The organism is Pandoraea anapnoica (assembly GCF_902459765.1).
Lineage (GTDB): Bacteria > Pseudomonadota > Gammaproteobacteria > Burkholderiales > Burkholderiaceae > Pandoraea > Pandoraea anapnoica.
Genome location: NZ_CABPSP010000012.1, coordinates 191,938 through 216,891, shown reverse-complemented (window position 1 = coordinate 216,891; position 24,954 = coordinate 191,938). Strand labels below are relative to the sequence as shown.

Genomic DNA, 24,954 nt, shown 5'->3' with positions numbered 1-24,954 from the left:
CGCTGTCCCCAGCCACCCCGGCTTCCCTTCCGTTCCGGAGTTCTCTCGCATGACCGAGTTCCAACCTCACCGCAGACGCACACTCAAGCTCGCTGCCGCCACGCTCGCATCGCCAGCACTGCTCGCGCAGTCCCCCAATGCCATGTCGGCCAGCCGTCCGATACTCGACGACGCCGTCCTGCGCTTCGGAAAGCACGAACCGGCGACTTCGAGCTGTCTGGTCGTCGCGGACGTCCCCAATGGAACCGGCTGGACCTCGGCTTACGAACCCAATCGTTATCTTTTCGTCGGCAGTGCCGTCAAAACGTTCATCCTGGCGCAATTTCTCATCGACGCCGAATCGGGCCGCAACGGCCTCTCCGGCACGAAACTGTGCGACGTGAACGACGCGGTTCGCACACCGGGCAGTCCTGTGTTTATCGGATTGAGCGGCCAGACCCAATACCGCACCGCGCTCGAATCGATGATCGCGCACAGCGATAACATCGGTACCGATATTGCGCTCGCGGCAGTGGGACCGCAGCGCGTGCGCGAGTTGATCCGTCAGGCACAACTAAGTACACCGCACGTTCCCGATTCCACTCGAATTCTCTTCTCATATCTCGCGGGCGCTGCCCCGGGCACGGATCTCGGCTGGGCGGGCATGCAGAAGCTTGAACATGGCGATAATCTTGGCCTCACACCGCGTCGGGACGTCATCAACAACAAGCAGACCATGACGAGTTCGGCCACCGATCTCGTGAACTGGTATCGGGACACGCTTAACGGCCGCTTCTTCCACAAGCCCGAGACGCTGCTCGAATTCAAGCGCATCTCGGCCATGGCAGATGCGGCATGGATGACGGTACCCGACGGCCTACCAGCGTATGGCAAAGGCGGCAGCCTGGATTGGGAGAACTTCCACGCGCTGTGCTTCGCCGCACAGATGCTCGTGGGCAAGACGCGCGTGACGTTTTGCTTCACATGGAACTGGCTGAACGGGAAGACCAGTGTCGAGCGCACCGGCGAGTTCATCGACAGCGTTCGCGACGTACTGAAAGCCGCAACCGACGCCGCACGGACCTGAGCCCCGGTCCCGTCGCGCTCATTCACAGGCCCGGACGATCGATTGTCCGGGCCTTCGTCATATCGACGCGCGTCGGCTTAAAAGTGCTTTGCCAAGCGTAATGCTGCGCTTTGTACCGTCTGAGAGGGCGCGGTGCGAAGGCTGTACTCCGCACGGACTTCAAGGCCCTTGTCCGACAGCAATTCGACGCCGGCCGAGAAGTTGCCATAGGCGCGCGGCTGCAATGCACTCACCGCAAACGTCGCGCCGGGGAACTGCACGAACGAGACGTCGGTGCTCAGGCGGCGTGTCGACGCGAAGCTCATGCCTAGCGAGAGATACGGACGCAGTGTCGCGCCTCGCAGATCGAACCGCCCGCCCACCTCGATGGCAGGGCTGAGGATTGCCGTCGTATGCCCCTGCCCCGATACTGCGAGATCGAATACGCCCGCGCCGCTCTCGCGATAGGCACCGCTGCGGTCATACACGACGTCCAGATCCGCGTAGGGCTTCACATACCACCCCGAAAGGTTCAGTTGATACGAGAGTCGCGATCGCGCGCCGACGAAAAACGCGTTCGGCTGGCTGCTCGCACGCGCAGTGGCTTCCGGATAATCGACGGCACGGTTCTGCGTGCCGCTCTCAAAACCGCCCAGCAACGCGAGCGCGACCTGCCACGGGCCCATCTGCCGTTTGAGCGTGACGCCGGCGCGAAAGCCATCGCTGGAGACATCCATCGACTGGTCGGACGACCGCGCGTGCGTTACCACGTAGCTCGCCGAGCCCCCAAGGAACCAGTCCGGCGCGATCTCCTTTTGTACGCCGAACTGGTAGGTCACCTGCTGGCTGCGAAAGCCGACGTCGTCGGCCGTATCGTAGCGGTCCGCGCGCGTGCCGATCACGCGTGCCCAAACGCAACTCCCCTCCGACAAACGCGTTCCGCCACTCATGAACTGCGGGCAACTCATCAGGCGATTCAGGAAATCGAAGTTCTCCTGCCCACGCGATCCCGCGCGCATGAGTGATGCCGCGCCGGACAGTGTGTTGAGCGCGCGCCGATAGCTCGCCGCATCGCCCACGCTCGCAAACGGCTGGAACAGCGGCCCCGCATCGACTAGCCCCTGATCCCAAAGCCATTGCAAGTGATTGGCAAACGAAGACTGATTTCCATTGAGCGCAACGCCTTGCGGTTTGAAGTTGGCATCGACGGAGATCAGCGGGTCCTGCGTGCCGCCGTAGTGATCCTTCATCTGATAGCTGAAGACGAGCGCCGTACTTTTCGCTGTCGCAGACTCGCCCGTTGGCGCACGGTCGAAGTGGCCAATGCCGAGCCAGATGTTCTTCACCGGATTGTGCAGCACCGGCACGACGCTGCCACCGAACGTCAGCGCACCGGTGGTCGCCAGAAAATCGCTGTTGTGACGCGTGAAATCGAGATCGGGCGCGTACACACCGGTGCCCGTTTGCGAAAACGTGCCGTCGACGGTCGATGCCTGAAACACGCCCGGACCGCCAGGATTGAGCGTGCCGAAGTTCTGCAACAGCCCTGTCGTGACCCGGCTAGCCGTATACAGTGCACCGCTTGTCTGGTTGACGAACGTGCTGTCGTTCGTGAGCTGAACATTCCCCCGAACCTGTCCGGTATTGCTCACGCTCGCACGGCCCGCCGATTCGATTGCCGTGGCCGCCGTGAGTGTGCCCGCGTTATCGATACTCACCCCATCGGTCGTGATCGCCAGCACGCCGATCCCGGAAGCCGCGTTGGCGGCCACAGTCGCCCCGTTGCCAATGGTCACGCTGACCGGCTTGCCTTGCGTGGTGTCGCTCGCATTGCCTCCAGTGCGGCCCGCACTGATCGCAGCGATTGCCGGCGAGCCTGCGCCCATCGCCACGACCGTCGCGCCCGGCCGAATCGCGACGCTCACTGCGCCACCACTGTTCTCGCTCGCATTGCCCGGGTTCTTGAGCAGGATGCCTCCGTCGCTGAACACCGCCCCACCGCCAAGACTCATGGCGAGGATGGCCGGCGCATTGGCACCGTACGTGGCGACGCCACCCGCAACGTCGACCGTCACCGTGTTACCCACGCCCACCGCACCTGCGATGCCGGTCAAATGTACGACGTTCGTCCCATAAGCGATGGAGGCTGCATCGCCAGCAATGCCACCACCGCCACCGACACTTTGTGCGAGGACGCCGACCGCGCCGTCACCGGTCGTCTTCACCTTGCCTGCGACCGATACGTCGACCGTGCCGCCGTCGTTCGCGCCAGCGGCCGTGAACGAGTTGTTCAGCGACGCGAGCGTAACGCGACCGGGGGCAGTCGTCAGACCGGCGATACCACCGCCGCCGCCCACGCTTTGCGCGACGATACCGAACGCGTTGCGACCCTGCGTCTGAACGACTGAATCGGCATCCGCCGTCACACTGACCTGTGCCCCCGCGCCGCCGGTTTGCCCCTGCGCGCCTAACTGCAAACTGGTGATCGGTAACAACGATGGCTCGCCGTCGCTCACCGTTGCGGCATAACCGCCGCCCCCGCCAATGCTCTGTGCCAGCACACCGAACGACAGCGCGCCAGCCGTCGCTATCGTTGCCGGAGCGCCGAGTGAGACGGTCACATTGCCGGCCATGCCCAAAAGGCTGTTGGCCCCCGATTGCGACGCGCCCAGTTGCATCACCGGTCCCGCGAGCAACGCCGTCGCACCACCGCTCGCGACCCACCCTGCAGCACCGCCGCCGCCCGACACCGACTGCGCAAAGATGCCGTGAGAGAGTGCTCCTGTAGTCTCGATGGTCGCGGTATTCGTCACGGTCACCGTACCGCTGCGAACGATCGCGGGTGCGGCCATGCCGGTCACCGAAGCGCCCAGCGTCAACGCCGGTGACGTCGCCGCCTGCCCTTGGGCGAGATGCGTGCTCGCGCTCCCTGCCAGATTGGCGACGGCAGCACCACCGCCGCCCGCAATGTTCTGCGCGAGCACGCCGCTCGAATCGTCCCCGTGGGTGCTGATGGCCCCCCCGCTTTTCACAACCACCGGAAACGACGTACCGCTCACGCTGCTAATCGTCGAGTCGTAGGCTGCGCCGAGCGAGAGTGCCAACGCGGGTTGCGTGGTCCCAGCCGTCGCGCCGAATGTGCTGGGTCCGAACGTATAGGCACTTGCGCCAGCGAGTCCCCCTCCGTCGGCAATCCCTTGCGCAAGAATGCCCGGCGAGCTGTCACCGAGCGTTTGAATCCGGCTCGACGCGCTGCTTGCATCTACGGTGACCAACCCCGCATAGCCTGCGCCACCGCCTTTCGCGCCAACGCTCACGTTCACGTTGTGCTGGGCGCTCGCCAGATTGGAACCAAGAAGATCGACGATGCGGGTGATGTCGCTCAGAATGCCAGGCGCGTCCTTCGCAGCCCAGTTGGACAGGAAGACCTCAAGGTTCTGCGCGGTCGAAACACCGGCACCGCCCCCGCCGCCGATGCTTTGGGCAACGATGCCGGGGGAGGCGAAGCCCTTCGTAACGATGGTGCCCGATTGGGTTACACCGACCGACCCGCCGTTGCCTCCGCTCCCGCCCGATCCGCCCACGGCAACATTGGTGCCGGTGTTCGGAGACACCTGAAAATACTGACCGACCTTTCCCGTCGCCACACCGAGCAAGCTGTCGATGCTCGACATGAGGCTCGACGCGCTCGTCGACGTGGCCGTCCCGCCGCTACCGCCCCCGCCGCCGACGCTCTGCGCTACGATGGCGGCTGCGCCGTCTCCCGTGGTCGTGACTTGCCCACTGTTGAACACGCTGGCGCCAACGCCGTCACCGCCGCTGCCACCCGAGCCGCCTACGCGCACGTCGACACCGACCTTGAGCGAGCCGAATTTCACGTTCAGCGACTGACCGGACGTCTCCAGCCACTGGATAATCGTCTGCAACGTGCCAAGTGCGGAAGTCGGCGAACCCAGCGTTGCCGAGAACGACTGGGCAGTCTCCTGTTGGACGCTGCCGCCACTACCGCCCCCACCGCCGACACTCTGCGCCAGAATGCCGATGGCGTGATCGCCGGATGTCTCGACGATACCCATGACGCTATTCGTCACAGTGGCGACGCCGCCGGTGCCTCCGCTGCCACCCGCCCCGCCGATGGACACACCCACACTGAGGTCCAACCGGCTCCCCGGAGCCGACACCGTCTTCGCGCGTAACGGGGCGGCGGCGTTGCCGCCTGCGCCACCCCCGCCGCCAATGCTCTGGGCCAGAATTCCGAGACTGCGGTCACCCCGCGTCACGACGTTCCCGTCGTTTTCGACCTGCGCCAATCCGCCGTTTCCACCGCCTCCGCCACGCCCCCCCAGGCTGACATGCGGACTTATCGTGCCGGTCGGGAGATCGGGTCCAAGATCGGGAGCGATGGTGATGCTCGAAGCGCTGGCCAGGCCACCATAACCGCCACCGCCGCCGATACTCTGCGCGACCACGGCATCGCTGCTCACGCCTTGCGTTGTGACGCTCGCGAAGTCGTCCACGCTCACGCGGGCCGTGCCACCCGTGCCGCCCTGTCCGCCACTGCCACCGTGACTGACGGCAACACCAAGTCCAATACCGACTGTGATCGCGGACGACGACCCGCCCACCCCGCCGCCGCCGCCGATACTCTGCACGACCGCGCCGGCCGCCCCTGCGCCCGCCGTGGAAATCGCGCCCGCCTGATCGAGCGTAGCAGTATTGCCATCGCCGCCCGCCCCACCGCGACCGCCTGTGGCAATGCCTACGATAATGCCCGTCGTATCCGCGTCGCCGCCGTGCCCACCACCGCCACCAACACTCTGCACCACTGCGGCGGGACTCTGGTCACCCGTCGTGAAAATCGTGCCGTTGTTCTGGACGTAGACATTGCCGCCTTGTCCGCCATTACCGCCTGCACCGCCGCCAATGTTCATCAGGCCCTGACTGATTTCGGCGTTCCCTGCGCCACCACCGACGGCGTGCGTGAGAATGCCGATCGCATCGCGTCCGTTCGTGAGAATGTTGCCGTTATTGACAATGTTGACCGCGAGCGCCCCGGTATTGCCGCCTGCGCCGCCATCGCCGCCGTGCCCCGACCACGGCCCGGACGCCCCACCATTGCCACCGCTGCCGCCGACGACCACCACGCGAATGCCGGTCGATCCGAGCCCCTGCGTTGCGATACTGCCGGAGTTCGTCACGGAAGCGCCACCCGGTGTGCCGCCGTCGCCGCCGGGGAAACCGCTCCCCGAATTGCCATCGCCGCCATCACCGCCATCGCCGCCAAGGCTGTAGACGGCGATACCCGGAGCGTTGACACCGTCGGTGGAAATTGCCGCCCCGTTTTGCACGAAGACGTGCCCGGCATTGCCGCCATTCCCGCCTTTCACATCGGTGCCCGCTCCTTTCGGGCTGCTGCCTCCTACGGCGCGAGCCAAAATACCGCCCTCGCCGGTGCCGTGTGCGGTGATCGTGCCGTCGGCAATCGTCACATTGACATTGCCTGCATTGCCGCCCCATCCGGAATCGACGTACCCGGCAATGTCGTCATCGACACCAAGGCCACCCTGACCGCCAAGCGATTCCGCGCGAATCGCAGCGCCACCCGTGCCACTCACCGTAATGACAGCGCCGCCTTTGACAGTGACGTTTGCGTCTCCCGCATTGCCTCCGTAACCCGCGTTCAGGCCGGGGGCAAGGCCGCCAAAGGAGGGAATGGCGCTGTCCTTCCCGTTACCGCCGACGGATTGGGCCGAGAGTCCGTAGCCGACAGCGTTGACCGAGCCGCCCACCAGGGTGAGGGCGGCCAGATGACCGTCACCGCCAACGCCATGACCGTCGCTGCGATTGCCCCACAGGCCGCCATCGCCGCCGGCAGAAAGCACGCTGACGCCTATGCCGGTGCTCATCACCGTGCTTTGAGCGAGCGTGAAGTCGATGATGCGGCCAATGCCGCCGTTACCCCCCCAGTGGTCACGGCCGTTGTCGTCGTCGTTCGTATTACCGTTTCCGCCATTGCCGCCACTGACATCGACCAGCACGCCCGTGGCCCCGCCCGTCGTGCGAATGTTCAGTCCCATCGCCGTTTGCGTGACATCCTGACGGCCATTCTCGCCGTTGTATCCGTTGCTGGACGTGCAACAGCCCCCCGTCGCACCGCGATAGTTCAGTACATAGGGGCCGGACGACTGTGCTGCCGCGTGACCGGCGAGGATCACACTGGCCATCCCGCAGAGGGTCTTGAGCCGCAGTGGTGCCGCCAACGCGCCGGATTTGTCTCGCACGCTTCCCCCGAAATACCAGACGATGTTGCCGCTATGACAAGCGGTGTGCCCGGTATGCAAAGGTGGTGCGCCTTTGCGATGTGTCGCCGGGTGCGCTGAATTTCGCAGCAACATACCACTCGCCCGGCTCGGTACTCCATCCCCCGAAATGAGTAATACGAAGGATCGGCGCCCGACGCCGATCGAGTCCCCCATCTACCCCCCTGTTTCGGGGATAGCAGACGTGTTCGCAGGCGTGCTATTTTGCGATACCGCTACTCCAGCCCCCTTCTCCACTTCGCCTGCCATGTCTGCCAGCACGCTTGCGAATATCGAACCGGTATTGCCCGGTCCGTTGTTGCTCGTAGAAGACGATCCGGGCATGCAAATTCGCATGCGCGCCATTCTCCATTCCCTTGGCTATGCTGACGACGCCGTGCAAGTCGCCGGTAGTCTCGCGCAGGCGCGGGCGGTGCTCGCTGACGAACCGTTCGCACTCGTATTGATCGACGTCGGCCTGCCCGACGGCAGCGGCATCGACCTGATCAGCGAGCTGCATGCGCGCGACCCTGCTCTGCCGATTCTGGTAATCTCCGCGTGGAGTACGGAGCAGATCATCGTTGGGGCCCTGCAACGGGGTGCCACGGGATATCTGCTCAAGGAGCGCGAGGACGCAGAGATCGCGCTATCGATTCGAAGTGCGTTGCGCGGGGGCGCGCCGATCGATCCGTTCGTGGCACGGCACATTCTGGGGCTGGTTGCGCTCGCACCCGGCGGCTCACGCATACCGGTGCCGCCTTCCGGTACCGGCAGCGGCCTGGCAGCGGCGCGAATGTCCGATGTCCCGTCGATGCTAAGCCCGCGCGAAGTCGAGATTCTCGGACTCGTGGCCAAAGGCATGACGAACCGCGAGATTGCAGCATTGCTCTCCATCTCCAGCCTCACGGTCGCATGTCACATCAAGAACATCTACAAGAAGTTGGCAGTCAACTCGCGCACTCAGGCCGTGTTCGAAGCCCGCATCTCCGGCTTGTTGCCCTGACGCTGATCACGCTGATCGCACTGCTCTGCCTGTTCTCCGCCACTGCGCACGCGCAGCGCTCCATCGCCCCGCGTCCGGTTTCCGACGCCTCGTTGCCGTTCGAGCACGTTGAAGCCGTGCGCAGCGACTGGCAGGCAACGCAGCCGCCGAATGCCGGTTGGGTTCCCGTAACGCTGCCGGACGTGTGGACATCGCGCTGGCCGCGTTTCGACGGCGTCGTCTGGTACCGGCTGACATGGCAGGAGCCGTCGCCCGTCAAGGCACGGGGCCTGATGCTGGAATACCTGAACATGGCTGGCGCGGTGTATCTGAACGGCAGCCTGATCTCACGTGACGATTCGTTGGTCGAGCCGCTGAGTCGCGCCTGGAATACACCACGCCACTGGGTTGTCGACGCGCCGACGCTTCGTGCCGGTTCCAACGTGTTGCTGGTGCGTGTCTCGGGCCTTGCGGCATACAGTCCGGGACTCGGTCCGGTGCTGCGGGGATCGCCCGACGCCATCCGTTCGGCGTACGACAGGGCGCGATGGCTGCGCCACGATCTGCAGCTTTTCAGTCTGGCGATCACCGTCACGCTCGGTGTCGTAGTGCTTACGCTTTGGCTATACCGCCGGCAGGAGACGTCATACGGGTGGTTCAGCCTGATGTCCTTCGCATGGTGGCTCTACGCGATCAATCAGATCGCCACACGACCGTGGCCCTTTGCGACCAACGATGGCTGGCAGTTGTTCGTGTCCATCGCGTTTCTCTTTTACTGTGCGTGCTTCACCATGTTCGTGCTGCGCTTCTGCGGCAGACGAATGCCTCGGATCGAGGCCACGATGTGGATCACGTTCGGTGTGGGCGCAGCAACGCTGATCGTTGCACCACGCACCTATACTGAAACGCTGCGCGCGATCTGGGCTGTCGTGCCCGGCATGACGTGGCTGGCAACCTGCGTGCTGTTGTTCGTGCTGACGTGGCGCGAACGGCAGACGGAACAACGGATCGTCTCGCTTTGTGCGCTCGTGTTCGTCGCCGCCGGGTTACACGACTTTCTCGTGTTCTTCGGCATTCTGAGCTCCAACGTCTACTACACCGCGCAAACCTCACAGATCCTGATGATCGGCATGGCCGTTGTGCTGGCGCGACGATTTGCCAACAACGCCCGGCGCATCTCGGAGTTCAATGACGAACTACAGCAGGCGATCGACGACGCCCGAGGTGAATTGTCGTCCACCCTGAATCGTCAGCATGAACTGCAAGTCGCCAATGTCCGGCTCGCCGAGCGGCTCAATCTGGCGCACGACCTGCACGACGGATTGGGGGGTACGCTGGTGTCGGGCATCGCCGCCATCGAACATGCGCCACACACGCTTCCACCCGAGCGCTTTCTTGCGTTGCTGAAGGAATTGCGGGATGAATTGCGCTTCGTCGTAGACAGCGCAACGGTGCATCAGGCAGGAGAGCAGACGCTGGCAGAGCAGATTGCTTCCCTGCGCCATCGAATGACGGCGCGTTTCGAGATTCAGATGATCGAGTGCGAATGGCGCGTGGAAGGCATTGAGCGATGCGAAATGGGCGCCGCCCGATCGCTGGAAGTGCAACGCATTTTGCAGGAGGCACTGACCAATGTCCTCAAGCACAGCAAGGCGAGTTGCGTGCGCGTCGAACTCCGTGACGTCGACGGAGAATTTACGCTGCGGGTGGAGGACAACGGCGTTGGCTTCGACACCGGTCGTTTTGACGACGCTGGGGAAGCCGTTCCTCGCACGATGCACGAAGGTGCCGGATTGCACAGCATGAAGCGGCGCGCGCAGAAACTTGGCGGCACGATGACGATTTCCCGGAATGGGCCTTACACAGTCTTGTGCGTCAGGATGCGAACCGCTTAGGAGGTCCAAGTCTCGTCTCGACCACCGAATAACGGATCATGTAGCCTGACTTGGAGAGCGACGCCCTCTCCTTCTTCGACAGCCTGCGACCAGCCGATACCAAACAGGAATGCAAAAAAGCCCGCAAAAATCGCGGGCTTAGGTGTGCTTTACTGTCAGCGGACGCCGACCAGTGTCAGACGCCGAATCACTCCCACTCAATCGTCGCAGGCGGCTTGCCCGAGATGTCGTAGACAACACGGTTCAAACCACGCACTTCGTTGATGATGCGGTTCGAGACCTTGCCGAGCAGTTCGTGCGGCAGGTGTGCCCAATGTGCCGTCATGAAGTCTTGCGTCTGCACGGCGCGCAGCGCCACGACCCACTCGTACGTGCGGCCATCGCCCATCACGCCCACGCTCTTGACCGGCAGGAACACCGCGAACGCCTGACTCGTCAGCTCGTACCACGTCTTGCCGCTGTTCGGCTCGACCGTGTTGCGCAGTTCTTCGATGAAGATCGCATCGGCGCGGCGCAGCAAGTCCGCGTACTCCTGCTTCACTTCACCCAGGATACGCACGCCCAGACCCGGACCCGGGAACGGGTGACGGTAGACCATGTCGTGCGGCAGGCCGAGCGCCACGCCCAGTTCGCGCACTTCGTCCTTGAACAGATCGCGCAGCGGCTCCAGCAACTTCAGACCCAGCGTCTCCGGCAGGCCACCCACGTTGTGGTGGCTCTTGATCGTCGTCGCCTTCTTCGTCTTCGCGCCGCCCGACTCGATCACGTCCGGATAAATCGTGCCCTGCGCCAGCCACTTCGCATTCTTCAGCTTCTTCGCTTCGGCCTGGAACACTTCCACGAACTCACGGCCGATGATCTTGCGCTTCTGCTCCGGATCCGTCACGCCCGTCAGGTGGCCCATGAACTGTGCCGTGGCATCGACATGCACAACCTTCGCGTGCAGACGGCCCTGGAACATTTCCATCACCATCTTGCCTTCGTTCAGACGCAGCAGACCGTGATCAACGAACACGCACGTCAGTTGATCGCCAATCGCACGATGAATCAGCGCCGCCGCGACGCTCGAATCCACGCCGCCCGACAGACCCAGAATCACTTCCTCGTCGCCCACCTGCTCGCGGATCGCCTTGACGGCTTCCTCGATGTGGTCGCGCATGATCCAATCCGGCTTCGCACCTGCAATCTCCAGCACGAAGCGTTCGAGCAGTTCGCGGCCCTTCACGGTGTGCGTGACTTCCGGGTGGAACTGCACAGCGTAGTAATGACGCTTGACGTCAGCCATACCGGCGATCGGGCAGCTCGGCGTCGACGCCATCAGCGCAAAGCCTTCCGGCAGTTGCGTGACCTTGTCGCCGTGGCTCATCCACACCTTGAGCATGCCGTGACCGTCGTCGGTACGGAAATCTTCAAGCCCGTCGAGCAGCGGCGTATGGCCATGGGCGCGCACTTCGGCGTAACCGAATTCGCGATGGTTGCTGGCTTCGACCTGGCCGCCCAACTGGACCGTCATCGCGAACATGCCATAGCAGATGCCCAGGACCGGCACGCCCAGATCCCAGACGGCCTGAGGCGCACGCAGATCCTGATCCTCATACGTGCTCGCGTGGCTACCCGACAGAATGACGGCCTTAGGATTGAATTCGCGGATGAATTCGTCCGTTACGTCGTTCGGGTGGATCTCGCAGTAGACGTGCGCTTCGCGAACGCGGCGTCCAATGAGCTGGGTGACTTGCGAGCCGAAGTCAAGAATGAGGATTTTGTCGTGCATCGTGAGGTACGGATGAAGTGGATTCGTTGGACGTCGGCGCCGTGTCGGACGGCACGGGCGCGACAATGCCGGTGGCGCCCACGGGCGCGACCGGCGTGCTATTGACTGGTGCGGAGCCGCCACGAGGCGTCTCCATGCGCGGCTCAGCGCGCGTGCCACGGGCCTCGTCGACGACCCGGGCATCGGCATAATCTCTCGGTGCGTCGCGTCGCGTGTCGCTCACGACACCGCCACGCACCCGCTCGCCTGCCTGCTGCGCCGCCTGTACACGCTCTTTCGTGCGCACACTCGACGCCAGCTTGACGAGAATCCCGCCCACTACCAGCAGGACAGCCCCGAGCATGGCAAGCATCCACTTGCCGCCGCTCGACACCACCAACTGGCCGGAGATCAGCCACCCCAACACGAACGCACCGCTGATCCAGCTGATATGTCCCGTCACCTTTGCCACGGTCGACGTCAACAGGCCATTCACGGTGGCGTGCCATTGCAGCCAGGCCACGCCAATGAAGGCCACACCAAGCACCTGCGCATACAGCACGGGCGATGGCGCGGGCACATCAATGGCCGCATACAGCGATGACCAGAACGACGCAATCAGCAGCACGCCAAGTGCCAGATTCAACGCCGCATCGAGGAACAGTACCGTACGCAACATGGCCTTCATGGGCAATTACTCCACGTGGTAGTTGGGGGCTTCCTTCATGATCTGGACGTCGTGCACGTGCGATTCGCGCATGCCGGCGGACGTGATTTCGACAAATTCTGCCTTCTCGTGCAAATCCTTGATCGACGGGCAACCGAGGTAGCCCATCGACGAGCGGATACCGCCGGTCAACTGGTGCAGGATCGCGTTCACGCTACCCTTATAGGCCACACGGCCTTCGATGCCTTCCGGCACGAGCTTGTCGGCGTTGTTGGCCGGGTCCTGGAAGTAACGGTCTGCTGCACCGTCCTTCATTGCACCCACCGAACCCATGCCACGGTAGCTCTTGTACGAACGGCCCTGATACAGAAACACTTCGCCCGGCGCTTCTTCCGTGCCGGAGAACATGCTGCCCATCATCACGGTGTGCGCACCGGCGGCCAGCGCCTTGGCCACGTCGCCCGAGTAGCGGATACCACCGTCGGCGATCAGCGGAACGCCCGTTTCCTTCAGTGCCTCAGCCACATTCGCGATGGCCGTGATCTGCGGAACACCGACGCCTGCAACGATACGCGTCGTGCAGATCGAGCCCGGGCCGATACCGACCTTGACAGCGTCTGCACCGTGCTCGACCAGCGCCAGCGCGGCGCTTGCCGTCGCAATGTTGCCGCCGACGACTTCAATCTGCGGGAAATGCTTCTTGACCCACTGTACGCGGTCCAGCACGCCCTGGCTGTGACCGTGCGCCGTATCGACCACGATCACATCGACGCCGGCCGCAACCAGCAGCTCGACGCGCTCTTCATTATCCGCGCCCACGCCAACAGCAGCGCCGACACGCAGCTTGCCGTGTTCGTCCTTGCTTGCCAGCGGGTATTCCGTAGCCTTGGTAATGTCCTTGACGGTCATCAGGCCGCGCAGTTCGAACGCGTCGTTGACGACCAGCACGCGCTCAAGGCGGTGATCGTGCATCAGACGCTCGGCGTCGGCCGGGGAAGCGCCCTCACGCACGGTGATGAGCTTTTCCTTCGGCGTCATGATCGCGCGCACCGGCTCGTCCAGGCGGCTTTCGAAACGCAGGTCGCGGTTGGTCACGATACCGATGAGTTGCGCGCCCTCGACGACCGGGAAACCGGAAATGCCATGCTGACGCGACAGCGCGATCACATCGCGCACCTTCATGTGCGGCGGAATGGTGATCGGATCACGCAGAACGCCCGACTCAAAACGCTTGACCTTCGAGACTTCCCGCGCCTGCTCAGCCGGCTTCAGATTCTTGTGAATGATGCCGATACCGCCCTGTTGCGCCATGGCAATGGCCAGACGCGCTTCGGTCACCGTATCCATGGCGGCCGACAGCAAAGGCATGTTCAGGGTAATGTTGCGCGTGAGCTTGGTTTTCAGGCTGGTGTCGCGCGGGAGAACGGCAGAGTAGGCCGGGACGAGGAGCACGTCATCGAATGTGAGTGCTTTTTGGATCAGACGCATGGCAAATCCTATAGGCGCAAAACCGAATTATACAGAAATCGCGCGCTGCATGGCAGGTCTGCCCCACATGTCAAGGGGCTTTTTCCCCGAGGGACGGATTCGGCACCCGCTGAGGGCAAAACCGGCCCTCGGCGGCCCGAAGCCGTGACGCGGGCTTATCCCCCGCCAAGTGCCGGATTTCACAATCAGCCTGCGCGGAGCGAGTGCTATTCTTGCGCCCTTTCCGGCAGGATTTCGGCCGGACGCTTCTTGTATCAACGACCAACTGCGGGCTAGATTTCATGGGGAAAGGCATTTCGTACGGACTGGCGGCGGGCGCGCTGTGGGGACTGGTGTTCCTTGCCCCGCGCCTGCTACCCGGATTCTCGCCGCTAGAGTTGTCGGCTGCGCGTTACGTCCTGTACGGATTGGTCTCGGCGGTGTTCCTCGCCCCGCTCTGGCCGCGCTTGCGGCATACCGTCACGAGTAACGACTGGCGCGCGTTATTCCGACTGAGTCTCGTCGGCAATCTGATCTATTACCTGTTTGTCGCCGCATCGGTGCAAATGGCGGGCATCGCGCCGGCGTCGCTGATCGTGGGCGTGCTGCCCGTGACGGTCACACTGGTCGGCAGCCGCGATCACGGCGCCCTCCCGCTGTCGAAGCTGGCGGGCCCTCTGGCCCTGGTCGTCGCTGGCATCGTCTGTATCAACGTCGACATCTTCACGCACGCCGCCGCGAGCGGTGGTGACTGGCGGCTCACGCTAGCCGGCGTCGTTTGCGCGGTGGGGGCATTGGCAAGCTGGACATGGTATGCCGTCGCCAACGCCCGATATCTCGCGAAATTCGGGCATTTCACGAGTCAAGAATGGTCGTTGCTTACGGGGGTAGCGACGGGGGTGCTGGCGTGCGCACTGGCGATTGCCGCCTTGCTGCTGCCGCATCCGATGACAGCGGATGTGCCGCGTGACTGGCAGATGTTTCTGATCGTGAATATCGCCGTGGCCATCGGTGCGTCGACCATCGGCAATGCATTCTGGAACGCGGCGAGCCGGACGCTGCCGCTCACCCTGTCAGGGCAGCTGATCGTGTTTGAAACGCTGTTCGCGCTCGTCTACGGCTTTATCTATGAGCACCGGCTGCCACGTCTGCTGGAGATCGCCGCGGTGGCGTTATTGCTGGCAGGTGTCAGTGCGTCGGTGCGATTGCATTCGCGGGGATCGACGCACTGATCGACGGCAGGTCCGGGACGAGACGTCCGGCCTGCCTCAGCCTTGCGCCACCAGCATTAGCTGCCCTTACGGGCGCTGCCCAGCCACTTCTGTCCTTCCCGGCTGCCCTCGTTGCGGACTTTTTCGACGCGCCGTTGCCGCGCCAGCTTCGGATCGGCCTTGAGCGTGCGGTAAATCTCGACGCGATCGCCCGTCTCCACCGCCGCATCCAGCGCACGCACCTTCCCGAACACGCCGACCTTCATCCGGTCGAGATCCAGCTCCGGAAACCGTTGCAGCAGTCCGCTTCGTTCGATCGCGTCGCGCATCGTCGCGCCTTGGGCCAGCCTCAGCGGGACAATCGTTTGTTCGCTGGGCAGCGCGTAGCAGACTTCGATGTTCAGCTCACTTGGCATAAACCGTCTCCGCACGTTTGACGAAGGCGTCTACGAACGTGTTCGCAATGTGGCTGAACACCGGACCGATAACCTTTTCCAGCAGGAAATTCGCAAACTCGTAGTGCAGACCGAACTCGATCTTGCAGGCGTTCTCGCGCAAAGGCGTGAACTTCCACGTGCCGTGAAAACGTTTGAAAGGCCCCTCGACGAAGGTCATCTGGATGGAGTGCGGGCGCTCCTGGATGTTGCGCGTCGCAAACGAATGCTTCAGGCCTTTGAAGTCGATGATCAGCGACGCTTCCATGCTGTGCTCGTCCTGATGCCGAATATCGACACCACCGCACCAAGGCAGGAATTTAGGGTAATCGGCGACATTGGTCACCAGATCGTACATTTGCTCGTCGGAGAAATGCACGAGAACAGTTTTACTGACTTCGGCCATCGTCTGTCGGGCTGTGAGTGCATGCGATACGTGCGCCGTCGAGCCGCGTGTGTCGCAAGCCGCCTCTTGCCGAGACTCTTTGTTAAAATCGCTATTTTACCCGAGCCCGACTCACCGGGTCCGACCAAGTTACCCCGCCAAGGATCCATGAGCATCATCGACAACAGAAAGGCCTTCTTCGACTACTTCATCGAGGAGCGATTCGAAGCCGGGATCGCGCTCGAAGGGTGGGAAGTCAAGGCAATTCGCGCCGGGCGGGCGCAGATCAAAGAAGGCTATGTCGTCATCAAGAATGGCGAGATCTTTCTGATCGGCGCGCACATCAGCCCACTGCAATCGGCATCGACGCACATCAACCCCGATCCGGTCCGCACCCGAAAACTGCTGCTCAAAGCCGATGAAATCAAGAAACTCATCGGCAAGGTCGAGCAACGCGGCTACACGATCGTCCCGCTTAACTTTCACTACAGCAAGGGCCTCGTGAAATGCGAGATCGGGCTGGGCAAGGGCAAGAAGCTGCACGACAAGCGCGAGACGGAAAAGGAACGCGACTGGAATCGCGAGAAAGCGCGACTCATGCGCAACCCGACCTAAGATCAACGCTGAACGACACGTGAGGAGCGACAGCGCTCTCGCACAAAGAAAACGGCCCGCTCGGGCCGTTTTCTTTTCGTCAGTCAGTTGTGCAACCGAGAGCGCCCCCCCCCCGGCCCCCTCATCCATCTGCTTGCACTCAACGGCGCGGCACGGAATTGCCGAAACCGCCGGCACTTCCATCGACGGGTGCATTTGAACCGCCCTCGGTGCCGCGCACTATCTTGAGCGCTGATGCGATCATGCCGCTCATGTCTGAAAAGTTGCCCGGCACGATCAGCGTGTTGCTCGTCTTGGCGACCTTGCTGAAGGCGTCGACATACTGCTCGGCGACCTTCAGGTTGACGGCTTCCATGCCGCCTTGCGTCTGAATCGCCGTAGCAATCTTATGGATGGCCTCGGCATTAGCTTCCGCCACCGCAAGAATGGCCGCCGCCTCACCCTGCGCCTGGTTGATCGCCGCCTGACGCTCCCCTTCCGACTTCTGAATCGCCGCCTCACGCGCACCGGACGCCAGGTTGATCTGCTCCTGCTTCTTCCCTTCCGATGCCGCGATCAGCGCACGCTTCTCACGCTCCGCCGTGATCTGCGCCTGCATGGCGTGCAGAATTTCCTTCGGCGGCGTCAGATCCTTGATCTCGTAACGCAGGACCTTCACACCCCAGTTCGCCGCTGCTTCGTCGAGGGCATTCACCACGCTGTGGTTGATGAACTCCCGCTCCTCAAACGTCTTGTCCAGTTCCAGCTTGCCGACCACGCTACGCAAGGTGGTCTGGGCGAGCTGGGTAATGGCCACGATGAAGTTGCTCGAGCCATACGACGCCTTCATCGGATCCGTCACCTGGAAGTACAGAATGCCGTCCACCTGCAACTGCGTGTTGTCCTTGGTGATACAAATCTGGCTCGGCACATCGAGCGGAATTTCCTTGAGCACGTGCTTGTACGCAACACGGTCGACAAACGGCACGACGATCGACAGGCCCGGCGTAAGCGTCCCGTGATACTTACCGAGGCGCTCCACCACCCACGCATGCTGCTGCGGCACGATCTTGATCGACCGGGCCGCAATGATCACCGCGATGATGAAGAGAATGAATGCGACGTTGGATAACATATTTTCCCCTGAAGCGCCGACCTTGGGCGGTCAGCTAGTTCCCCGACGCCCCGCAATGGCGGGACATGTCGTCAGACCGCAACGACGCCGAAGTGTTCTGCCCACGGATCGACATCGGGCGAGAAGCTTCGACGTCGGCCATTGAACTGCGCGATCCGTGCGATCTATGCCGCCACATGCGCGACGTACAACCGGCTACCGCGCACCTCGCGGATAACGAACCATCCGGCATCGGGTGCCTCCCCCGGCATCAGCTCCACATCCCACTCTGCGCCCCGGTACATGGCGCGCGCCTGACCATCAGGACGCCATCCGTCGACATGCAAACGCTGGCCGATATCCAGATTGGTGTTGGGGTCGGCCGAGGCATCGACCTTGATGCGACGCCGCCCAAACCGGCTACGTCGCAACAACCAGACCGCCATCCCGGCGACGATCGCCGCCACGACCCACTGCAACGGCCCGTCGGCACGCAGCAGCGCCGCAACGCCGCCGGCCGCCACACCAAGCGCCACCATGAGGAGATAGAACGTCCCGCTCGCCAGCTCCAGAACCACGATCAATCCGGCAACGCCGAACCAAAGCCAAGCCTGCTCCATCGCAACTCCCAGAAACGAAAAAACCCCGGTGTTATACCGGGGTTTATAGCACGAAACCCACCGATCAGCGCGCGCATCCCAAGGGATTGCGCAGGCTTTCAGCGGCGTCCGAGATGCCGCTCGGACGCTTCCTGTTTCAGGTGTTTCTTGCGACGCTTACTTCGCCACTTTGGCGAGTTGTTGCCACGTTTCCACGACCGTGTCCGGGTTGAGGGACATCGAGACGATGCCTTCCTTGACCAGCCACTCGGCCAGATCCGGATGGTCCGACGGGCCCTGACCGCAGATGCCGACATACTTACCCTGCGCCAGGCAAGCCTTGATGGCACGGCTGAGCATGAACTGCACTGCCGGGTCACGTTCGTCGAAGTCCTTCGCCAGCAACTCCATACCCGAATCGCGGTCCAGACCCAGCGTGAGCTGCGTCAGATCGTTCGAGCCGATCGAGAAGCCATCGAAGTACTCGAGGAACTGGTCAGCCAGAATCGCGTTCGACGGCACTTCGCACATCATGATCAGCTTGAGGCCGTTTTCACCGCGCTTCAGACCGTAGCCGCCGAGCATGTTGACCACGCGCTCCGCCTGACCCAGCGTACGCACGAACGGCACCATGATCTCGACGTTCGTCAGACCCATTTCGTCGCGAACGCGCTTGAGCGCACGGCACTCCATCTCGAACGCTTCGGCGAAGTCTTCCGAGATGTAACGCGACGCGCCACGGAAGCCCAGCATCGGGTTTTCTTCATCCGGCTCATAACGCGAGCCGCCGATGAGCTTCTTGTACTCGTTGGACTTGAAGTCCGACAGACGCACGATCACTTGCTTCGGATAGAAAGCCGCCGCAATCGTGGCGATCCCTTCAGCCAGCTTGTCGACGTAGAACGCGCGCGGCGACGCATGACCGCGAGCGACCGATTCCACCGCCTTCTTCAGGTCGGCGTCGATATTCGGGTACTCGAGAATCGCGCGCGGGTGAACGCCGATGTTGTTGTTGATGATGAATTCGAGACGCGCCAGGCCCACACCGCTGTTCGGCAGCTGTGCAAAGTCGAAGGCCAGTTGCGGATTGCCCACGTTCATCGTGATCTTCACCGGGATCTTCGGCATTTCGCCACGCTGGATCTCGGTCACTTCGGTCTCGAGCAGACCATCGTAGATCTTGCCTTCGTCGCCTTCTGCGCAGGACACGGTCACCAGCGCGCCGTCCTTCAGCACGTCGGTAGCGTCACCGCAGCCGACCACGGCCGGCACACCCAGCTCACGCGCGATGATGGCCGCGTGGCACGTACGGCCGCCACGGTTCGTCACGATGGCCGAAGCGCGCTTCATCACCGGCTCCCAGTTCGGGTCGGTCATGTCGGCCACCAGCACGTCGCCCGGCTGCACGCGCTCCATCTCGCTCGGATCCATGATCACGCGCACCGGACCTGCACCGATCTTCTGGCCGATTGCGCGGCCCGTGGTCAGCACCGGAGCGTCGCCCTTGAGCTTGAAGCGTTGCTCGGCCTTGCCGACGGACTGGCTCTTCACCGTCTCCGGACGCGCCTGAAGAATGTAGATCTTGCCGTCCTTGCCGTCCTTGCCCCACTCGATGTCCATCGGACGACCGTAGTGCTTCTCGATGATCAGCGCGAACTTGGCCAGCTCGACGCAATCGTCGTCGGTGATCGAATAGCGGTTACGCAATTCCATCGGCACGTCGATGGTCTTCACACGGCCCGGTTCGCCCGGTTGCGTGAATTCCATCTTGAGCAACTTCGAGCCGAGCGTGCGGCGAATGATCGGGTACTTGCCAGCGTTGAGCGTCGGCTTGAAGACGTAGAACTCGTCCGGATTCACCGCGCCCTGCACAACCGTCTCACCCAGACCATAGCTGGCCGTGATGAACACCACGTCCTGGAAGCCCGACTCAGTGTCGATCGTGAACATCACGCCCGACGCGCCGCAGTCCGAGCGCACCATACGCTGCACACCGGCCGACAACGCCACTTCGGCGTGCGTGAAGCCCTTGTGAACGCGGTACGAGATGGCACGGTCGTTATACAGCGACGCGAACACGTGCTTCATGCGATCCAGCACGTCTTCGATACCGACGACGTTCAGATAGCTTTCCTGCTGGCCTGCGAACGAGGCGTCGGGCAGATCTTCGGCGGTTGCCGACGAACGCACGGCGAACGACGCGTCCGGCTGGTCGGCCGTGATGCGAGCGAACTGTTCGCGGATGTCCTTCTCGAGCTGCGGTTGCAGCGGCGCGTCGACGATCCATTGACGGATTTCGGCACCGGCTTCTGCGAGCGCCTTGACGTTATCCACGTCGAGGCCCTCGAGACGCTTGGCAACGCGCTCGGTCAGGTTGTTGTGCTGGAGGAACTCGCGGAATGCGAAAGACGTCGTGGCGAAGCCACCCGGCACGCGAACGCCTGCGTTGGCCAGTTGGCTGATCATTTCGCCAAGCGATGCATTCTTGCCGCCGACCGACTCGACGTCGGTCATGCGCAGATGCTCAAACGGCACCACGTAGGCGCCGTCGTGTGCTGCGTTAGTCATAAAAGCCCCTAAGGTAAGAAAAAAAATTCTCGGCGGACCGGCTGGGACTGACGTGGGCCGGTCGACCTGTTGGATAAGAAATCGCGCCTTGGCAGCGTCGGGTACCAGGGGCTAGCGCCCGACGTCCTGCATCGAACCACCGTCATTTCCCGTAGCGCCCCGTCAGGCGGGGCTGACATGGAACCGGGCGCGATGGCCGCGCAATTGCTTATCCAACAAGTTGCCGCTATTCTACCGTGCAATGCACCATTTTGCGATTCTGCGCATGAGCGACGCCCTCACTCCCGGAAATTCCCCTACACCCGCCCCTGACGGCCCCGCCGCGCCGGTCAAACCGGTTGCCGCACGGCCCGTTTTCATCGTCTCCGATGGCACAGGGATTACAGCCGAAACGTTTGCGCACTCGATCCTCGCGCAATTCGAGATGCGTTTCCGTCAGATTCGCGTTCCGTTCGTGGATTCCGTCGATAAAGCCTATGAAACGGCCCAACGCATCAATGAAATGTATCGGACCGAAAACGTTCGTCCGATCATCTTCAGCACGTTGGTGGACGCCAGGGCCAACGAGATCCTGCGCAATTGCCAGGGCGTGATTCTCGACATGTTCCAGACGTTCATCGAGCCGCTGGAGCAGGAACTCAATCTCAAGTCGATGCATGCCATCGGCCGCGTGCACCAGAACGCCGACAGCGAAGCGTACAAGAACCGGATCGAGGCAGTGAACTTCTCGCTCGCCCACGACGACGGCCAGTCCAACAAGAACCTCCAAAGCGCCGACGTAATTCTCGTGGGCGTGTCGCGCAGCGGCAAGACGCCGACAACGCTCTATCTCGCCATGCAGTACGGCGTGAAGGCGGCCAACTATCCGCTGATCCCGGACGATTTCGAGCGCGAGAAACTGCCCTCCACGCTCGATCAGTACAAGGAAAAGATTTTCGGACTTTCCATCGATCCGCAACGACTTTCGGAAATCCGCAACGAGCGTCGTCCGGGCAGCAAGTATGCGTCGCTCGAAAACTGTCGCTACGAGGTCAACGAAGCCGAGGCGATGATGCGTCGCGAAGGGATCAAGTGGCTCTCCTCGACGCACAAGTCGATTGAGGAAATCGCGACGACGATCCTTCAGGAAATCAAGCTGGAGCGCGACGTCTACTGACGTCAACCGACGCCCGCCTGAGCTCTATGCAGGACGATAGCAACGCAAAAGGGACGCATAAGCGTCCCTTTTTCATTCGCACCGGCCGATCACGACAATCGCTGCCGCACCGCCTCGAACAAGCAAATAGCGGCGCACGCTGCGACGTTCAACGACTCCATCCCACCCGGCTGAGGAATGCGGATCGGTGTCTGTACACGTTCGAGCCAATGGGGTGATACGCCCGCCCCTTCGTTGCCGAAAACCCACGCCACAGGACTACGCAAATCCTGTTCGTAGAGCGACGTACTCGCTTGCAGGCTTGTCGCCAGCAACGGCACCGACAGTCGCGGCGCCAGCGAATCCGGCGTGCAATGCTCGACGATGTTCAACGAAAAATGTGCACCCATGCCCGAGCGCAACACCTTGCTGGACCATGTAGTCGCCGTGCCCGACATGCAGTAGACGTCGCGCACGCCAGCGGCCGCTGCGCTTCGAAGGATGGAGCCAACGTTGCCTGCGTCCTGCACAGCATCGAGAATCACGCAGTCGGTCGTTTGCGTTGCGGGTAGATGACCTGACGGCATCTCCACCACGAAGAGCAGCGGCACCCCGTTGACCAACGTCGACAACGGCTCGAACAGCGCCTCGGGCAAACATACGCGTCGATCCGGATCGACCCGCGCCCAGATCTGCGCGACTTCGTCGTTATCCAGCGCCGATTCTGCCGCTACGCAAACGAGTGGCTGTCCGAGCGCACCGAGATAGGCGTCGGCAAGATGCACGCCTTCGAGCAACGTCTGCCCCAGCTTGCGGCGCTGCTGGTTCGACTGCGCGAGTAGCTTCAGGCGCTTGTAGAAGGGATTGTCTTTGGAACTGATGAGCTTCATGACGTACGGACCACGCGTGACACCGTCAACGTGCCGAAAATTTCAAACGCATCGCGCACAGGCGCAAACGACTGGCGATGATGCGGGCTCGGCCCATGCGTGCGCAGCGCTTCGAGGTGCCTGGGCGTACCGTATCCGACGTGCTCGTCAAAACCGTACTGCGGAAACTCCTCATGAAGTGCTGCCAACTGACGGTCACGCGTGACTTTCGCCAGAATCGACGCCGCCGAAATCGCAGGCACCTTGTCGTCACCCTTGATCACTGCTTCGGCACGCATCGGCAACACGGGGCACCGATTGCCATCGATAAGCGCCAGTGCTGGCACACGCGAAAGTCCGTTCACCGCGCGCTGCATCGCGAGCATCGTCGCATGAAGGATATTCAGGGAATCGATTTCCGCCACGCTCGCCTCGGCGATGCAAAATGCCAGCGAGCGCTCGACGATTTCCTCGTAAAGCGCCTCGCGACGAAGTGCCGTGAGCTTCTTCGAATCGGCCAGTCCTTTGATCGGGCGCGACGGGTCGAGAATCACCGCCGCTGTCACGACCGGACCGGCCAGCGGACCGCGACCGACTTCGTCCACGCCGCAGGTCAGATCGGCTGCGATATCCGCGAACAGATCGAACGCCATCTGCGGAGGCGTCGCTTTCGCCACACGCGTGCGGGGCTTCACGGCGGGAGACGTCACGCCATTGCTAACGGCAGTCTTGCGCGTCGTCCGATGCACCTTCACGTCGTCCGTCATAGCCGCCCCTTTTCGCGCAGTACACGCTCGATGACCTCCGCCGAACGCGCCGCCGTGTTCTGACGCAACTCTTCGTGAATCTTCGTGAAACGCGCTTGCAGCGATGCACGCAACGCCGGATCGGTCAATTGCTGCCAGACAGCATCGGCCAGCGCTTCGGGCGTTGCAAAATGCTGCAACAGCTCCGGCACGACGAACTCGCCGCACAGAATATTCGGCAAGCCCACGTAAGGCAAATAGCCCTGGCGCTTCATGATCTGCGCCGTCAGCCAGGGCACCTTGTATGAGATCACCATCGGCTTTTTGTACAGCGCGGCCTCCAGCGTTGCCGTCCCGCTTGCAAGAAGCACGCTGTCTGCGGCTTCCAATGCCAGCGGCGCACGTCCGTCGATCACTGTCAGATTGAGGTCGCTGTGGGCATCGAAAATCGGCTGCATCAGCACGCGCAGACGGGGCGTTGCAACCGGCAGGACGAATCGAATCGACGGCTCTCGCTTGGCCAGCAGACGCATCGCCGCGAAAAACACCGGCGTGAGACGCTGCACTTCAGACGTGCGGCTGCCCGGCAGAATCGCAACGACAGGCCCGTCGCTCTGAAGCCCCAATGTGGCCCGCGCCCCTGCGACGTCGGGCACCATCGGAATCTTGTCCGCCATTGGATGACCCACGAACGTGGCGTCAATTCCGGCACGGTGATAGATCTCGGGCTCGAACGGGAACAGGCACAGCATGTGATCGACGGCGCGCTTGATCTTCTTGATGCGCCCACCGCGCCACGCCCAGATCGACGGGCTCACGAAGTGAATCGTCGGAATGCCCGCTTCACGCAGCTTGACTTCGAGATCGAAGTTGAAGTCCGGCGCATCGAAGCCAACGAATGCGATCGGCTTTTCCGCAAGCCAGCGCTCGCGCAGTTGCTTTCGAATCGAGAGGATTTCGCGCAGATGCTTGATGACTTCGACGTAGCCCATGACGGAGAGCTTGTCGATCGGCCAATAGGCGTCGAAGCCCTCTTCCGCCATATGCGGACCACCGACACCCGCGTAGGCGATGTCGGCCGGGAGACTTTGCTTGAGACCGGCAAGCACGTTGCCGGCAATGAGATCGCCTGACAGCTCCCCGGCCACCATCGCCAGGGTTCGCTGGCCGGCGCCGGGAAGGGTCGGCGACATA

The 24,954-nt window shown here is 62.5% G+C and carries 18 protein-coding genes; 6 read left to right on the top strand and 12 right to left on the bottom strand.

The window, feature by feature from the left end:
• The first annotated feature begins 49 nt into the window (after nucleotides 1-49).
• Entirely contained in the window at nucleotides 50-1,066 is a 1,017-nt protein-coding gene (locus tag PAN31117_RS19560) for a serine hydrolase (protein WP_174991034.1), read from the top strand.
• Between the two features lie 77 nt (nucleotides 1,067-1,143).
• Here the strand turns inward: PAN31117_RS19560 and PAN31117_RS19555 are convergent, their stop codons facing one another.
• Nucleotides 1,144-7,326, bottom strand: a complete 6,183-nt coding sequence (locus tag PAN31117_RS19555; RefSeq protein WP_150739664.1) for an autotransporter outer membrane beta-barrel domain-containing protein — start codon at nucleotides 7,324-7,326, stop codon at nucleotides 1,144-1,146.
• A gap of 286 nt (nucleotides 7,327-7,612) precedes the next feature.
• Between PAN31117_RS19555 and PAN31117_RS19550 the strand changes: the two genes are divergently transcribed.
• Both PAN31117_RS19550 and PAN31117_RS19545 read left to right on the top strand, forming a co-directional pair.
• Entirely contained in the window at nucleotides 7,613-8,347 is a 735-nt protein-coding gene (locus PAN31117_RS19550; RefSeq protein ID WP_150739663.1) for a response regulator transcription factor, read from the top strand.
• Entirely contained in the window at nucleotides 8,257-10,221 is a 1,965-nt protein-coding gene (locus PAN31117_RS19545) for a sensor histidine kinase (RefSeq protein WP_150739662.1), read from the top strand. Before PAN31117_RS19550 ends, PAN31117_RS19545 begins: the two co-directional genes overlap by 91 nt.
• Nucleotides 10,222-10,408: 187 nt before the next feature.
• On the opposite strand, the gene guaA is transcribed toward PAN31117_RS19545, so the two are convergent.
• Genes guaA through guaB form a run of 3 tightly spaced genes read right to left on the bottom strand, consistent with a single transcriptional unit; the run spans nucleotide 10,409 to nucleotide 14,126 of the window.
• Complete coding sequence (gene guaA, locus PAN31117_RS19540) at nucleotides 10,409-11,992, bottom strand: glutamine-hydrolyzing GMP synthase (protein WP_150739661.1); 1,584 nt, start codon at nucleotides 11,990-11,992, stop codon at nucleotides 10,409-10,411.
• Nucleotides 11,967-12,659 carry a hypothetical protein gene (locus PAN31117_RS19535; RefSeq protein ID WP_150739660.1) on the bottom strand — a complete coding sequence of 231 codons (693 nt, stop codon included), beginning with the start codon at nucleotides 12,657-12,659 and terminating at the stop codon, nucleotides 11,967-11,969. Before PAN31117_RS19535 ends, guaA begins: the two co-directional genes overlap by 26 nt.
• A gap of 6 nt (nucleotides 12,660-12,665) precedes the next feature.
• Nucleotides 12,666-14,126 carry an IMP dehydrogenase gene (gene guaB, locus PAN31117_RS19530; RefSeq protein WP_150739659.1) on the bottom strand — a complete coding sequence of 487 codons (1,461 nt, stop codon included), beginning with the start codon at nucleotides 14,124-14,126 and terminating at the stop codon, nucleotides 12,666-12,668.
• Nucleotides 14,127-14,407: 281 nt separating this feature from the next.
• Here guaB and PAN31117_RS19525 point away from each other — a divergent pair, with 281 nt between their 5' ends.
• Nucleotides 14,408-15,337, top strand: coding sequence for a DMT family transporter (locus tag PAN31117_RS19525; RefSeq protein WP_150739658.1), 930 nt, complete (start codon nucleotides 14,408-14,410; stop codon nucleotides 15,335-15,337).
• Between the two features lie 56 nt (nucleotides 15,338-15,393).
• On the opposite strand, the gene PAN31117_RS19520 is transcribed toward PAN31117_RS19525, so the two are convergent.
• Both PAN31117_RS19520 and PAN31117_RS19515 read right to left on the bottom strand, forming a co-directional pair.
• Nucleotides 15,394-15,732, bottom strand: a complete 339-nt coding sequence (locus PAN31117_RS19520; protein ID WP_150739657.1) for an RnfH family protein — start codon at nucleotides 15,730-15,732, stop codon at nucleotides 15,394-15,396.
• Nucleotides 15,722-16,156, bottom strand: coding sequence for a type II toxin-antitoxin system RatA family toxin (locus PAN31117_RS19515; RefSeq protein WP_150739656.1), 435 nt, complete (start codon nucleotides 16,154-16,156; stop codon nucleotides 15,722-15,724). Before PAN31117_RS19515 ends, PAN31117_RS19520 begins: the two co-directional genes overlap by 11 nt.
• 147 nt (nucleotides 16,157-16,303) lie before the next feature.
• On the opposite strand from PAN31117_RS19515, the gene smpB reads away from it, so the two are divergent.
• Nucleotides 16,304-16,750: an SsrA-binding protein SmpB gene (gene smpB / locus PAN31117_RS19510; RefSeq protein WP_039398704.1), complete on the top strand. Its 447-nt coding sequence runs from the start codon at nucleotides 16,304-16,306 to the stop codon at nucleotides 16,748-16,750.
• A 139-nt stretch (nucleotides 16,751-16,889) separates the two neighbouring features.
• Here the strand turns inward: smpB and PAN31117_RS19505 are convergent, their stop codons facing one another.
• The 3 genes from PAN31117_RS19505 to ppsA all read right to left on the bottom strand — a co-directional run bounded on the left by PAN31117_RS19505 (nucleotide 16,890) and on the right by ppsA (nucleotide 21,010).
• Nucleotides 16,890-17,864 (bottom strand): SPFH domain-containing protein, encoded by a 975-nt coding sequence (locus PAN31117_RS19505; RefSeq protein WP_150739655.1) that lies wholly within the window; start codon nucleotides 17,862-17,864, stop codon nucleotides 16,890-16,892.
• Between the two features lie 164 nt (nucleotides 17,865-18,028).
• Nucleotides 18,029-18,463: an NfeD family protein gene (locus PAN31117_RS19500; protein WP_150739654.1), complete on the bottom strand. Its 435-nt coding sequence runs from the start codon at nucleotides 18,461-18,463 to the stop codon at nucleotides 18,029-18,031.
• Between the two features lie 156 nt (nucleotides 18,464-18,619).
• Entirely contained in the window at nucleotides 18,620-21,010 is a 2,391-nt protein-coding gene (ppsA, locus tag PAN31117_RS19495) for a phosphoenolpyruvate synthase (protein ID WP_150739653.1), read from the bottom strand.
• Nucleotides 21,011-21,275: 265 nt separating this feature from the next.
• Here ppsA and ppsR point away from each other — a divergent pair, with 265 nt between their 5' ends.
• Nucleotides 21,276-22,166, top strand: a complete 891-nt coding sequence (ppsR, locus tag PAN31117_RS19490) for a posphoenolpyruvate synthetase regulatory kinase/phosphorylase PpsR (RefSeq protein WP_150739652.1) — start codon at nucleotides 21,276-21,278, stop codon at nucleotides 22,164-22,166.
• Between the two features lie 89 nt (nucleotides 22,167-22,255).
• Here ppsR and PAN31117_RS19485 read toward each other — a convergent pair whose 3' ends face one another.
• From PAN31117_RS19485 to lpxB, 3 genes are all read right to left on the bottom strand, one after another.
• The gene (locus tag PAN31117_RS19485; RefSeq protein WP_150739651.1) at nucleotides 22,256-23,035 is read right to left on the bottom strand and encodes a TrmH family RNA methyltransferase; all 780 of its coding nucleotides are present in this window, start codon (nucleotides 23,033-23,035) and stop codon (nucleotides 22,256-22,258) included.
• Nucleotides 23,032-23,667, bottom strand: coding sequence for a ribonuclease HII (gene rnhB / locus PAN31117_RS19480; RefSeq protein WP_246189178.1), 636 nt, complete (start codon nucleotides 23,665-23,667; stop codon nucleotides 23,032-23,034). The genes PAN31117_RS19485 and rnhB overlap by 4 nt, the downstream gene beginning before the upstream one ends.
• 110 nt (nucleotides 23,668-23,777) lie before the next feature.
• Nucleotides 23,778-24,953, bottom strand: coding sequence for a lipid-A-disaccharide synthase (lpxB, locus tag PAN31117_RS19475; RefSeq protein ID WP_150739649.1), 1,176 nt, complete (start codon nucleotides 24,951-24,953; stop codon nucleotides 23,778-23,780).
• Between the last annotated feature and the right edge of the window lies 1 nt (nucleotide 24,954).

What these genes read in the sequence shown, in the direction of transcription:
- PAN31117_RS19560 (WP_174991034.1), top strand. Translation starts at nt 50, where the DNA reads ATGACCGAGTTCCAACCTCACCGCAGACGCACACTCAAGCTCGCTGCC.
- PAN31117_RS19550 (WP_150739663.1), top strand. Translation starts at nt 7,613, where the DNA reads ATGTCTGCCAGCACGCTTGCGAATATCGAACCGGTATTGCCCGGTCCG.
- PAN31117_RS19545 (WP_150739662.1), top strand. Translation starts at nt 8,257, where the DNA reads ATGTCACATCAAGAACATCTACAAGAAGTTGGCAGTCAACTCGCGCAC.
- guaA (WP_150739661.1), bottom strand. Translation starts at nt 11,992, where the DNA reads ATGCACGACAAAATCCTCATTCTTGACTTCGGCTCGCAAGTCACCCAG.
- PAN31117_RS19535 (WP_150739660.1), bottom strand. Translation starts at nt 12,659, where the DNA reads ATGAAGGCCATGTTGCGTACGGTACTGTTCCTCGATGCGGCGTTGAAT.
- guaB (WP_150739659.1), bottom strand. Translation starts at nt 14,126, where the DNA reads ATGCGTCTGATCCAAAAAGCACTCACATTCGATGACGTGCTCCTCGTC.
- PAN31117_RS19525 (WP_150739658.1), top strand. Translation starts at nt 14,408, where the DNA reads ATGGGGAAAGGCATTTCGTACGGACTGGCGGCGGGCGCGCTGTGGGGA.
- PAN31117_RS19520 (WP_150739657.1), bottom strand. Translation starts at nt 15,732, where the DNA reads ATGCCAAGTGAGCTGAACATCGAAGTCTGCTACGCGCTGCCCAGCGAA.
- PAN31117_RS19515 (WP_150739656.1), bottom strand. Translation starts at nt 16,156, where the DNA reads ATGGCCGAAGTCAGTAAAACTGTTCTCGTGCATTTCTCCGACGAGCAA.
- smpB (WP_039398704.1), top strand. Translation starts at nt 16,304, where the DNA reads ATGAGCATCATCGACAACAGAAAGGCCTTCTTCGACTACTTCATCGAG.
- PAN31117_RS19505 (WP_150739655.1), bottom strand. Translation starts at nt 17,864, where the DNA reads ATGTTATCCAACGTCGCATTCATTCTCTTCATCATCGCGGTGATCATT.
- PAN31117_RS19500 (WP_150739654.1), bottom strand. Translation starts at nt 18,463, where the DNA reads ATGGAGCAGGCTTGGCTTTGGTTCGGCGTTGCCGGATTGATCGTGGTT.
- ppsA (WP_150739653.1), bottom strand. Translation starts at nt 21,010, where the DNA reads ATGACTAACGCAGCACACGACGGCGCCTACGTGGTGCCGTTTGAGCAT.
- ppsR (WP_150739652.1), top strand. Translation starts at nt 21,276, where the DNA reads ATGAGCGACGCCCTCACTCCCGGAAATTCCCCTACACCCGCCCCTGAC.
- PAN31117_RS19485 (WP_150739651.1), bottom strand. Translation starts at nt 23,035, where the DNA reads ATGAAGCTCATCAGTTCCAAAGACAATCCCTTCTACAAGCGCCTGAAG.
- rnhB (WP_246189178.1), bottom strand. Translation starts at nt 23,667, where the DNA reads ATGGCGTTCGATCTGTTCGCGGATATCGCAGCCGATCTGACCTGCGGC.
- lpxB (WP_150739649.1), bottom strand. Translation starts at nt 24,953, where the DNA reads ATGTCGCCGACCCTTCCCGGCGCCGGCCAGCGAACCCTGGCGATGGTG.